The sequence below is a fragment of the Zhongshania aliphaticivorans genome, assembly GCF_902705875.1.
Lineage (GTDB): Bacteria > Pseudomonadota > Gammaproteobacteria > Pseudomonadales > Spongiibacteraceae > Spongiibacter > Spongiibacter aliphaticivorans_A.
In genome coordinates this window covers 2,593,876-2,605,930 of record NZ_CACSIK010000001.1, presented here as the reverse complement: position 1 = coordinate 2,605,930, position 12,055 = coordinate 2,593,876, and the positions used below count along the sequence as shown (strand labels likewise).

General features: G+C 46.8%; 13 protein-coding genes. 11 read left to right on the top strand and 2 right to left on the bottom strand.

Annotation, left to right across the window (positions count from 1 at the left end; genetic code table 11):
- Positions 1-7: 7 nt before the first annotated feature.
- From AELLOGFF_RS11730 to AELLOGFF_RS11715, 4 genes are all read left to right on the top strand, one after another.
- Positions 8-484, top strand: a complete 477-nt coding sequence (locus AELLOGFF_RS11730) for a hypothetical protein (protein WP_159268914.1) — start codon at positions 8-10, stop codon at positions 482-484.
- A gap of 66 nt (positions 485-550) precedes the next feature.
- The gene (locus AELLOGFF_RS11725) at positions 551-817 is read left to right on the top strand and encodes a DUF4404 family protein (RefSeq protein WP_159268913.1); all 267 of its coding nucleotides are present in this window, start codon (positions 551-553) and stop codon (positions 815-817) included.
- A 138-nt stretch (positions 818-955) separates the two neighbouring features.
- The gene (locus AELLOGFF_RS11720; protein ID WP_159268912.1) at positions 956-2,233 is read left to right on the top strand and encodes an esterase/lipase family protein; all 1,278 of its coding nucleotides are present in this window, start codon (positions 956-958) and stop codon (positions 2,231-2,233) included.
- A 25-nt stretch (positions 2,234-2,258) separates the two neighbouring features.
- On the top strand, positions 2,259-2,798 hold the full coding sequence (locus AELLOGFF_RS11715) for an O-acetyl-ADP-ribose deacetylase (protein ID WP_159268911.1): 540 nt from the start codon (positions 2,259-2,261) through the stop codon (positions 2,796-2,798).
- A 162-nt stretch (positions 2,799-2,960) separates the two neighbouring features.
- Here AELLOGFF_RS11715 and AELLOGFF_RS11710 read toward each other — a convergent pair whose 3' ends face one another.
- Entirely contained in the window at positions 2,961-3,419 is a 459-nt protein-coding gene (locus AELLOGFF_RS11710; protein WP_159268910.1) for a TlpA family protein disulfide reductase, read from the bottom strand.
- 87 nt (positions 3,420-3,506) lie between these two features.
- On the opposite strand from AELLOGFF_RS11710, the gene arsC reads away from it, so the two are divergent.
- From arsC to sppA, 4 genes are read left to right on the top strand one after another with little or no spacing between them, the layout of a single operon-like run.
- On the top strand, positions 3,507-3,863 hold the full coding sequence (gene arsC, locus AELLOGFF_RS11705) for an arsenate reductase (glutaredoxin) (protein ID WP_159268909.1): 357 nt from the start codon (positions 3,507-3,509) through the stop codon (positions 3,861-3,863).
- The gene (wrbA, locus tag AELLOGFF_RS11700; protein WP_200842651.1) at positions 3,838-4,476 is read left to right on the top strand and encodes an NAD(P)H:quinone oxidoreductase; all 639 of its coding nucleotides are present in this window, start codon (positions 3,838-3,840) and stop codon (positions 4,474-4,476) included. Before arsC ends, wrbA begins: the two co-directional genes overlap by 26 nt.
- Before the next feature lie 7 nt (positions 4,477-4,483).
- Positions 4,484-4,876 carry a DUF2069 domain-containing protein gene (locus tag AELLOGFF_RS11695; RefSeq protein WP_159268907.1) on the top strand — a complete coding sequence of 131 codons (393 nt, stop codon included), beginning with the start codon at positions 4,484-4,486 and terminating at the stop codon, positions 4,874-4,876.
- Entirely contained in the window at positions 4,873-6,693 is a 1,821-nt protein-coding gene (gene sppA, locus AELLOGFF_RS11690; RefSeq protein WP_159268906.1) for a signal peptide peptidase SppA, read from the top strand. Before AELLOGFF_RS11695 ends, sppA begins: the two co-directional genes overlap by 4 nt.
- Positions 6,694-6,806: 113 nt before the next feature.
- Here sppA and AELLOGFF_RS11685 read toward each other — a convergent pair whose 3' ends face one another.
- On the bottom strand, positions 6,807-7,376 hold the full coding sequence (locus AELLOGFF_RS11685) for a DUF2238 domain-containing protein (protein WP_235035712.1): 570 nt from the start codon (positions 7,374-7,376) through the stop codon (positions 6,807-6,809).
- Positions 7,377-7,731: 355 nt separating this feature from the next.
- On the opposite strand from AELLOGFF_RS11685, the gene AELLOGFF_RS11680 reads away from it, so the two are divergent.
- From AELLOGFF_RS11680 to AELLOGFF_RS11670, 3 genes are all read left to right on the top strand, one after another.
- A complete protein-coding gene (locus tag AELLOGFF_RS11680; protein WP_200842650.1) occupies positions 7,732-8,265 on the top strand; it encodes a sigma-70 family RNA polymerase sigma factor in 534 nt (177 codons plus the stop codon).
- Positions 8,266-8,292: 27 nt separating this feature from the next.
- The gene (locus tag AELLOGFF_RS11675) at positions 8,293-9,243 is read left to right on the top strand and encodes a FecR domain-containing protein (RefSeq protein WP_159268904.1); all 951 of its coding nucleotides are present in this window, start codon (positions 8,293-8,295) and stop codon (positions 9,241-9,243) included.
- Positions 9,244-9,356: 113 nt separating this feature from the next.
- A complete protein-coding gene (locus AELLOGFF_RS11670; RefSeq protein WP_235035711.1) occupies positions 9,357-11,969 on the top strand; it encodes a TonB-dependent receptor in 2,613 nt (870 codons plus the stop codon).
- Positions 11,970-12,055 lie beyond the last annotated feature (86 nt).

Genomic DNA, 12,055 nt, shown 5'->3' with positions numbered 1-12,055 from the left:
GGTGGATATGGCGATGCAATTTTTATGTTCGGCACACAGACAGCAGCTTAAACGCAGTAAAGTGGTTGCAGAAAATCGCTGGGATGAATGGATGGAGGCAGGGCGAGAGGCTTTTGCTCAGCGAGATTGGCAGTCAGCGTTAAAATATTTGGGCTGCAGTTTTGAATTGAGTGAAATGTTATTAAGTAATGAAGATTTGCCGTCTTTAAGCAATATTGATCGGTATATGGTGTCAGGTCACTTTTTGGCTGAGTGCTTTGCTCGCTGCCATGAAAACTGTTTACAGCGGCACTGCTTATTGGCGGTACATCACCATTTATTAAAACTTTTGCGCAGCCCCCAGGGGCTAGGTTTATCTTTGCAGCGCAATGTGGAAATCTCTTTGCAGATGCTGGCGCGTCATTACGAGGCGGCGGGAGAGGAGGAGACTTTACATGCTTGCTATCAAGAGACGACACGATTACTGAAACATCGCTGCCATTAAGTTCTACTGGCTGTGCGTATTGCTTAAGACTTGCTATGCTCAAGGTGAACATAGTGGAGACTAGTAATGGACCCAAAACATTTGCACGAGCAATTAAATCAGCTTCAAATTGAAATTGACGAACTCGCCGTTGATGACGGAAATAGAGCAAAACTACATGCTTTGGTTGATGATATTGACCGTGAGCTAGGTTCCGGCCCACAGTTTGTGCTTGAAGATAGCAGCTTGCAGGACCGGCTTGAGGAGTTAGTGTCAGGGTTTGAGGTAGAGCACCCGACTGTGGCCGGTATTTTAAAAGACATCATGGTGAAGTTGGCCAGTATTGGTGTTTAAATGAATTTTATTCATCATCCTTCTTGCTTGTGCTTGGTGCTTTGCCGAGCATAGCGCTTAATTTTTAGTATCCACCTTCTTTGGCAGACAACGTGCTATTGCAATATCTGACGCGCTGCCTAACCACGGTAAAATTTCATGACTCACCCGCTTGTAAAACATGCTTCAGATATTCTCGGTGCGGGGCGCTTAGCGGTTGATGCTGTTGCCGGTGTTTCTGAAATTTCGGAAGGTCTTCATCACGCCATTATTAATTTGGGCGGTGTTTTAACGTCATCGCCTCAGCAGTATTCCTTACAAGATTCCGCGCAAGCGATTATTAAAGGTCAAAACCCTAAGCCTCTACCTCGTACACAGGGTATTACAGGACTCGTTTATGACAGTGTTCGAGGTGTCAACGGCCTAGTGGGCTTGGGTTTGGACGCATTAATACGCCAATTGACGAGGTCAGTTGATGAACGCCCTGAATCCCTTGCTAGGAATGCGCTGGTGTCTGCACTAAATGGCGTGTTGGGCGACCATTTGCAAACCAAACAAAACCCGCTTGCTATTACCATGAGTTTTCGAAGTGAGGGGCGGTCATTATCTGAAGACGAACTTGCAGGTTTTATGGCCAAGGCCAACGATCGTGTTGCAGTGTTTGTTCACGGCCTGTGTATGAATGACGAACAATGGCTGCGCCGGGGGCATGATCATGGTCAGGCTTTAGCTCGTGACCTTGGGCTGACTCCCCTATATCTTAAATACAATACTGGTCTGCATATATCGGAAAATGGTCGTCAACTGGCAGCACTGCTGCAGGGCTTGGTTTCGCATTCCTCTGAATCCACAGAGCTTTATATTATTGCGCATAGTATGGGAGGTTTAGTATCGCGAAGCGCCTGCCACTATGCGATGAATAACGCTTGCGATTGGCCGTCGCGGCTGCAAAAAATGATTTGTTTAGGCACCCCTCATCACGGAGCGATGCTAGAGCGAGGTGGCAATTGGCTTGACCTTATTTTAGATAGTAACCCGTATAGCTCACCCTTTGCGCGTTTGGCGCGGCTTCGCAGCAGTGGTATTACTGATTTGCGTTACGGCAATATTGTTGATGAAGATTGGAATAACGTTGATCGTTTTGCCATGGTGGGGGATCAGCGTCACATGCAGAGATTGCCAATTGATGTGCTCAATTATGCCATTGCTGCTAGTACAGTTGGCCGTGAAGAAAACATTGGCGATAGCTTTCTTGGCGATGGCTTAGTAGCGGTTGATAGTGCCCTTGGGCATCATGTCGACCCAAGATTCAATCTCGACTACCCCGCTGGAAATTGCTGGGTAGGTCGCGGTATCAATCATATGGATTTACTGAATGATGCAGAAGTGTATCGCGTACTATTAGCGTTTATGCGTCACCGCGAGGGAGAGGAATAAGTCTTGTTTATTGGGCAGTGGGCTAATGACTAAATTCGTAATCGTTAAGGGTGATATTTGTCGTTTGGCAGTGGATGCAATTGTTAATGCTGCAAACAACAGCCTATTGGGTGGTGGCGGTGTTGACGGTGCCATACATCATGCTGCAGGCCCTGAATTACTTGCCTACTGCCGGACTTTAAGGGGATGCGAAACGGGTGATGCAAAGCTCAGCCCAGGTTTTTTGTTGCCAGCGCGGTTTGTTATTCATACCGTTGGCCCAGTATGGCGGGACGGCTGTGAATACGAAGCACAACTATTAGCGTCTTGTTATCGTCGTAGTATTGAACTTGCTCGTGAACATGATATTGAGCGCATTGCGTTTCCTGCAATAAGTTGTGGCGTTTATGGTTATCCCCATGAGGCTGCCACTCGTATTGCTGTTCATACATTACGAGATAGCATTGCAATGGACGAGCGTACTGAGCAGATAAAAGAAATTAGTTTGGTCGCATTCAGCGATAGCATGCGAGTGCACTGGCAATCAGCGTTAACGCACTCGGGGATTCGCTGGTGTTACGATTAGGCCTCATGGGCAGCAGAACACCACGATAAATTGCCTATTATTGGATGCTTATCGGCTTTATAGAGGGGCGGTGCGCAAGGTTTTTCTTCGCGGGCGTTGTTATTGCCCAAAACCTAGTGCCCAGAATCTAAAGCTGAGGAGTGCGGGCTTAATAGTGGACTTCTATGGCTGTAATGCTTTGGCTTTCAATAGGGCGGCGTTCAGCATCTCTGTGGTTTGTGGGCCGGTTAATGTCTCGCTAACGGCCCCGGCCGGACTGATTAATAAGGTGGTAGGCAAGACTTTTGGGCGGGGAACTGCCAGTTGGGGCGATGGATCAACTAGAATGGAATCAAATTGAATGCCCATCTCAGTGATGGCGTCTTTTAATGCATAACCACGTAAATTGTCGTAATTCACGCCATAAATTTTGATGTCATCACGCTGAGTTGCAAGGGCATTAAGATCTGGTATTTCTTCACGGCAGGGCCCGCACCATGTTGCCCAGTAATTAATAATTAACCACTTACCTTGGGAGAAGTTACCACCACTACCTGAAGTGGTGTCGAAATCTGGTTTGCTGCAGCCAGCCAAGAAGATAACAAGCAGTGTGGCGATTAACGGCAAGGTCGGCGTTTTCATGGAAATGCTCTATTCAGGTTCACGACAGTAATGGGCGTGTATAATGCCGGCAAACTGGTTAAATTACCAAATTAGATAGAGAGTCATATGTCTGAATATACCATTTACCACAACCCACGGTGTTCCAAGTCTAGGCAAACCTTGCAGCTGCTCGCTGATAATGGGGTTGAGCCTGAGATTGTTTTATATCTGGAAACACCTCCAACCGCCGCTGAGCTTAAGGTGCTGTTGAAGAAGTTAGATTTAAGCCCTAGGCAACTGTTGCGCAAGGGTGAATCAGCCTATAAAGAAGCGGGTTTAGCTGATGCGACCTTGTCAGATACCGCGTTAATTGCGGCAATGCTTGCTGAGCCGAAATTAATTGAGCGGCCTGTGGTGGTGAAGGGCGAGCGTGCAGTTTTGGGGCGCCCACCTGAGAATGTATTGGCATTGCTATCTAATTAATTGGCTGAAGGACGTTATTGTGAGTGAAGCCTATGTTTTGGTGTTGTATTACAGCCGTCACGGTGCAACTGAACAATTAGCTCAACATATTGCCAGAGGTGTTGAGCAAGCTGGCCTTGAAGCGCGTGTACGCACGGTCCCGGCGGTATCCACTGTCTGTGAAGCAACAGAAGATGATATTCCCGATAGCGGCGCGCTATATGCGAGCGAAGAGGATTTGCGTCATTGCTCGGGCTTGGTGATGGGTAGCCCAACACGTTTTGGCAATATGGCGGCACCGTTGAAATATTTTATCGACAGTACATCAGGTTTGTGGATGAGTGGGGCGTTAATTGGCAAGCCTGCGGCAGTATTTACTTCCAGTGCCAGCTTACATGGCGGCCAGGAAAGTACCTTGTTAACGATGATGATGCCGTTACTTCATCACGGTATGTTATTAATGGGTATTCCGTATAGTGAAGGAGCGTTATCCACTACGCAAACTGGCGGCACCCCCTATGGGGCGTCCCATGTGGCAGGCCAGAATGCCCGTCCAGTTGACGATGTAGAACGTGAATTGGCGGTTGCTTTGGGAAAGCGCGTCGCAACAGTAAGCAAACAATTGCAGCATTGAGGTAGTAATGACGGCATTAGAAAAACGCGCAGCTTTCGCCAGCACGTTAATGAAAGCGAGTTATATCGGGTTCTTACTCACACTGACCTTGGGTACTTGGGTGTGGGTACAAGAGGGGCGACAGCCGAGTATTACGATTTGGGTTATTCGCATTGCCCCTATGCTCATGTTTGCACCGGGTATCTTTAAAGCGCAATTGCGCCCGATTGCATGGATGTGCTTTGCCAGCTTATTGTACTTTGTCATGGCCGTGACAGAGGCATTATCGTCACTGGCTATTTGGTTTAATTACGTTGAATTAGCCATGGTTGTGTTGCTGTTTTGTAGCTCTACAGTATTTATTCGCTGGCAGGCAGGTGCGTGGCGTGAAAAGACAGAGCAGAGGAATGCGACGGTATGAGTGAGCAAAAAAAGCGCGGATTTTTTTCACGGCTTGGTGGCTTTATAGATGCTACTAGACGCTGGACATTGAATATTCTTTTTTTGGTGATTGTCGTTTCACTTGGTATGACCTTTTTTTATTCGGTACAGGAAATTTCAGTTCCGGATGGCGCGGTATTAGTCCTTGCCCCGAAAGGGGTTGTAGTGGATGAATTATCAGCCGTAGATGCATTCACTCAGCTTCGTGATCAAGGGGTTGCTAGTGAGACTCGACTAGTCGATTTAATTGAGGCCGTTGAGCTTGCGGCGGATGACCCACGAATAGAAGTTTTATTGCTCCAGCTGGATGAGCTTGATCATATTGGAATGAGTAAGACGCTGGAATTATCTGCGGCGATCAAGTTATTTCGTGAAAGCGGTAAAACCGTGGTGGCTAGTGCTAGTCACTACAATCAAGATCAGTATTTACTGGCGAGTTTTGCAGATCAAATTTTTGTCCATAATATGGGTGGGGTCGGTATTGAAGGTTTTGCCGTTATTCGTAATTATTTTAGCGAAGCCATCGATAAATTAAATATACGCTTCCATGTTTTTAAAGTGGGTAATTTTAAGTCTGCGGTAGAGCCTTTGCTTCGCAATAATATGTCTGATGCGGCCAAAGAAGCGAATAGGGCGTGGTTGGAACAACTCTGGAGCCTGTACCGCGATACGGTGGTCGAGCGCCGCAGCATCACAGTAAGTCAATTTGATCATTACACAAATCATATAGACCAGGTAATGACCGAGGTGGCAGGCGATGCCGCCCAAGCAGCCCTAGATTACGGCTTGGTAGATGGTATTGTCAGTAAACCAATGTTGCGTGAAATGTTAATTGAGCGTGTGGGTAACAATGGCAACGGGAGCTTTAAGCAAAGTCACTATCGTGATTATTTAATGCTAAATCAGCCTCTCATTATTGAAGAGAAAGATGCCGTCGGTATTATTGTTGCGAGTGGTAATATTGTTGACGGAGAGCAGCCCGCTGGCACGATTGGCGGTGACAGTTTGGCAAAATTAATTCGGCAGGCACGTCATGACGACAATATTAAGGCCGTCGTTTTGCGTATTGATAGTGGCGGTGGTTCGGCGTTTGCCTCTGAGGTTATTCGCGCTGAGCTACAAAAGCTACAAGAAGACGGCAAACCCTTGGTGGTATCTATGGGTAGTATGGCCGCATCCGGTGGGTATTGGATTGCTGCGGGTGCAGATGAAATATGGGCGACACCGGCAACTTTGACAGGGTCAATTGGCATCTTTGGCGCCTTTCCAACAGTAGACAATATGTTGCAAGGCTTGGGAGTCAGCACTGATGGGGTGGGTACAACAGCGATTGCAGGTAAGCTGCGTCCTGATTTACCTTTAGATCCCGTGTTAGCGAGCGCGATTCAATCTGGTGTGGAGTACGGCTACCGACGGTTTATTAATATTGTTGCCAACGGTAGAAAGAAGTTGGTTGAGCAAGTAGAACCCATAGCCGAAGGGCGTGTTTGGAGCGGAATGGATGCGCAGCAGTTAGGTTTGGTAGATAAGCTGGGTGGCTTGCAGCAAGCGGTGAATTCTGCGGCTAACTTAGTCGGCTTAGAGGCAGTAAATACACGGTTGTTGGCTTTACCACTTAGCCCACAAGAAGAGCTGATGCGTATGATGTTGGGCTCGGGTTTAGTGAAATCGGCACTAAGCACATCGTCTCCGCTGCTATCTGTTTTAAATAGTGTATTGCCGGCCTGGGACGATATGCTGAAGTTGAAAGACAGTCGTGGTGTATACGCTTATTGTGTCATGTGTGTGGCACCGTAATATCAGCGTAGATGGATTGATATAGCGTATGGGGCTAAGGTTAAATTTGAGCCCCTCGTTTAATTGTCATTGGCGCGTTAAGGGCTAGGTGTTAATGCTGCGCAGATAAGCCCTTACGCCTTATCGTGTATTCCGTGCTTTTTTAGTTGCTTACTGTGGAGAGCAGAGAGAAGCAGTAAGGCGCTGATGGCACCCAATAAAGCTAAGCCCATATCCGATTGCGTGTCCCAAACATAGCCCTGTGTTCCTAAAAAGGCTTCCGCATCTTCGCCACTGGCAAGGGCTACCCACCATTCAATAAGTTCATAGAATGCACTGAATGCTAAACAGATTGAGACAATAATAATATTGCGCCAAGCGGCGCCATTAACAATGGCTTTGCGTATTAATATTTCCTTAGCCAGAATAGCTGGTACAAAACCTTGAAAGAAATGGCCAAGCTTATCGTAGTTATTTCTTTCTGAGCCGAATAGCCCATCAAATAGCGGTACTTCCGCGTAGGTATAATGCCCGCCAACCATCAATACAAGGCAGTGCAGAAGAATAAGGGAATAGAGTAGAGGTGTTAGCCTAAATGAATGATAGGTGACCGCTAATAGCGTTCCGCCAATTAGTGCAGGAATGACCTCAAGAAACCATGTAAATGGGTCTTTAGGGTTGATACCTGACCAAATTAAAACCACGCAAAAAATGCCTACCCATAAATGTTTGATCTGAAGGCCCTCAGCGTTATTAAATGGTCCGTGGACTCGGTTTTAAGAATTATCTCTGCCGTAATGAAGGCAATGTAGCTAGGTAGCTAGCTTCATGCTTTTTACTCTCTTGATCATAAGTTGATTTAGATTTTATTCAATAGCCTAGCTAGCTTACATGGACATCAGAGATTTTCAGCAGCCAATCAAGTAAGCCAAGTAAATTATACCCAGAGCGTTAATCTGCACTTGCGCATCCCTTTGTATGATAACTATAATGAGAATGATTTATATTATCGCACGCATTGTGTGTTAACTAATTTCACGCTTTGGCATGGGAAGCGTAATGCCCGCATCTAGCTCTGCTCATAGCGAGCAGCTCCATACACTGTATAGCAATCATCATGGTTGGCTATTTAATCTATTGAAGCGTCGCTTAGGTTGCTCTGAAGATGCAGCTGATCTCGCGCAGGATGCGTTTGCACGCCTATTACTACGTCCCAGAGAGTTTGATAATTTTGGTGGTGCTAGGGCATATCTCACTACGGTTGCTAAGGGTTTGTGTGTTGATCTTTGGCGCCGGCGAGATGTTGAACAAGCATGGTTGGCCGCCATTGCGGCAAAACCAGACCTTTCGGCGCCATCCCCCGAGCGCTCGATGATGGTACTAGAGACCCTATTCGAAGTAGATCGGATGCTAGGTAGCCTACCTGTAAAGGTTGCTAGAGCGTTTATTTTGGCGCAATTAGACGGCTTGAAATATCGTGAGATTGCCCTTCGCCTTGGTGTGTCTGAGCGCATGGTTAAGAAATACATGGCCAGAGCAATGTATGAGTGTGCCTTATTAGAGCTCAATTCGTCAGGTGTTATTGGCGAATAACTAGTTATGTTGTTTTGCAGGGCAGATATGAATAAAGCAACGCTAAAAGAGGCCGCTGATTGGTACGCCGTACTAGCCGATGACAGCGTCACCCTAAAATCCAGAGAACAGTGGCAATACTGGCTTGACGCTAATCCTAGCCATAAAGAGGCGTGGGAGCATATTTCTTCGGTATCCCGCAGGTTTGAGCGTATTCGCGAGGGTGATGACAGCAATTTCGAGGTGGTGAGTGATAGCCTGAGTCGCTTACAGCAACGCCGCCTAACAAAGCGAAGTACCTTAAAAAGCCTTTTGCTCTTTGCTGGGCTTGGTGTTGGATCGTGGCTGAGCGTGACGGAGTCGCAGCGTGTTCCAGATGCAGACTATGTGAGTGATAGGGGAGAGATAAAGGAGCTTAAGTTAAGTGATGGCAGTAAGGTGTGGCTGAATACGGCTAGCCACATGGATACCACTTTCACGACATATAGGCGTTCAATTCATTTGCAGGAAGGTGATATTTTTATTGATACCGCCGTTGATGATTTAGCCCGTCCTTTGATTGTAGAAACCCAGAATGGAAACCTAAAAGCCTTGGGTACTCGGTTTTCTGTTGCCGAGGAAGGTGATCAAAGTGTGCTTGCTGTTTATGAAGGTAGGGTAGAGATTGACACAAGATGGGACAGTCCTCGGGTGATTTCGGCAGGTAAACAAATTAGATTTTCTAAGGGGCACTGGGGAGTATTACAAGCTGCCGACCCTGCGCGACAATCCTGGGTTAATCACGTATTGCTAGCCCAAGAGATGCCTTTGGGGGAGCTTTTACTACGCTTAGAGCGGTATCGGCTTGGTTATATACATGTTGACCCTGACGTGGCTGATATACGAGTCATGGGTGTCTTTCCATTGGATGACACCAATATTGCACTTGATATGCTTGCGGCGAGTTTGGGGGTGGTGGTAGACAAGCGCTTACCGTGGTGGATTAGAGTTCACGCATAATCTAAGTAATAATAATTATCATTTATTTTCTCAAATAGTTCCCTTTTTGGTGGTCTTATTCGATAGATAGGCAGTGGATCGATATAAGACAGCAAAACAGGAGCGTGTATTTAATGAAGTTTGAAATTGGCCGTAGTGCAATGCCATTAGTTTTAGTCTCGGCTTTGGCAGCCAGCCCAGTCTTTGCCCAGCAAGCTACCGTGGCGCAAAGTCAGGAAATGGCGACCTATACCGTGCCAAGCGGTGATCTATCGCTTGCGCTTACCGAGTTTGCTCAGCAATCAGGTATCCTTCTTAGCGCACCAGCTGATTTAACACGTGGTAAAAGTAGCTTTGGTGTTCAAGGTGATTACACAGTCTCTCAAGCACTTATGATTTTGCTTGCAGGCACCGGCCTCGAGTCGCAAATTCAGGCAGATGGCAGTGTTACCCTTAAGGCGGGACCCAAAGATGATGTGATAACGGATGCAGGTGACATGGTTACCCTGCAGAAAGTTGTGGTATCAGCCGCTGGTTTTGAACAAAAAATCACCGATGCGCCAGCCAGTATTTCTGTGGTTAGCAGCCAAGAAATTGCGTCGCGCCCATACACCACGTTATTAGATGTTGTCCGTGACTTAGAGGGTGTGGATATTGGTGAAACCGCGGATAAAACCGGGCAGGGCACCATTAGTATGCGGGGAATGGGGGCAGACTACACCTTGATACTGATTGATGGTCGTCGCCAAAATAACCACGGTGATATTTACCCTAATAACTTTGGTGGCAACCAGTTTAACCACATACCACCATTGGCTGCGATTGAGCGAGTTGAAGTTATTCGCGGGCCTGCGTCAACGCTATACGGTGCAGATGCTTTGGGTGGTGTAATCAACATTATCACCAAAAAAGTGACAGATGTTTGGGGCGGCGCCATTGGTTTTAGTCGTACCTTTCAAGAAGGTGATGAGTTTGGTGAGGACTCAACACTCGATTTCAATGTTCAAGGCCCACTGATTCCCAATGTTCTTGGTTTAGCGGTTCGCGGTAGTGTCTATGATAAAGATGCATCCAACCCCGAATACTCACCAATCACTGATCCTGCAGGAAATCTGCAAACACGAACACTAGGCTTTGGTGGCGGTGGTAAAACCGTAGACAATACCAATAAAGCTCTTGGTTTTAGACTGAGTTGGACGCCGGATGAGCGCCAAACTATCGTATTTGACTATGATATGTCTGAGCAGATTTATGATAATACACCGGCGGCTGATGGCAGCTTTCCATTAGGTACGGTAGACAGCATTGAGCGCTTGTTTCAAAGTAGCCCGCGCGCAGGTTATGCAGAAGAGCAAGAATTTACCCGCGATCAATGGTCAATAAGCCATGATGGCGACTGGTCTTTCGGCAGTAGTGCGATGTCTCTTGCCTTTATCGAAACCGCAAATAACGGCCGGACCTTACCTTTAACCGCCACCGAGCGCTTATTGCACTTAGAAATATTTGAAGGTACGGGTGCCTATGCGGGCATGAGCGAAGATGAGCGACGAGACATTATGGAGGCTGAATTTTTACCACGGCCTAAACGGATAATGGAAAGCCGTCAGTACACCTTTGACGCCAAACTGGATATTCCTATTCAGGATATGGCTGGCGACCACCTCTTAGTGGTGGGTACCCAGTATATTGATGGTGAATTGGAAGATGGTGTTTTTGGTATGGAGGCCGGCGACAGTGGCGCGGGTGAGTTATCTGACTTCACCATGTATTCATTGTTTGTAGAAGATAACTGGACCTTTATCGACCCCTTAACGGTGACAGCTGGTATTCGTTATGACGATCACAATCAGTTTGGTAGCAATACTAGTCCACGTCTTTATGGGGTCTACCTCCTGACGGATAGCTGGACAATAAAAGGTGGGGTAAGCACAGGTTATAAAACACCAAAAACAACCGACCTTTTTGATGGTATTACCGGCTTTGGCGGCCAAGGTACTAGCCCGTTTGTGGGTAACCCAGATTTAAAGCCGGAAACGAGTGTAAATACTGAAATTGCTGCTTACTGGGAAGCACCTACAGGTGGCCATAACTTTAATATCACGTTATTTAAAAATGACTTTAAAGATAAAATCACCAGTGGGGATACTAATTTATCTTGTGCTCAGACTGGCGGTGTTCGCCCCTGTGCAAATCTAGGTGCTTATGAGCAGTTGGATTACACCAGTTATGCGCAAAAGATAAATATTGATAAGGCAGAAATTCAAGGCTTAGAACTTGCCGGTCGTTATCACTTTTCACCGACACTGGCGTTGCGTGCTAACTACACTTACACCGATAGCGAGCAAACAAGCGGCGCTGATAAAGGTCAGCCTCTCACTGACACTGCGGAGAATATGGCCAACGCAACCTTGGATTGGCAATTTGATCCCCGTGTCAATGTATTCCTGACCCTAGAGGCCCGCTCGGATCGCTATCGTGGCGTCGGAATCTCTGGCGAGCATTTGTACTATAAAGACTACGAAGTGTTTCACTTGGGTGCATCATTTAAAATTAATGAGTCTGTGACCGTGAATGGGCGAATTAATAATTTGCTTAATCAAGATTTCACTAGTTACAGCACTACTTTTAATGACTTGGACGGTGATGGTATTTATGATGCTGACGCCGACGAAGTGGAATATAACGATGACTTCAATAACAAGGATAAGGCTAGGAATTTCTGGGTGAGCGTTAACGTTACCTTTTAAGATTCTGAACCTGAAAGGGCGCAGGGACGTGCCGAAAGAAGTTTGATTTAGCTAGGTCCCCGTATAATGGGTAACTTTTATACGGG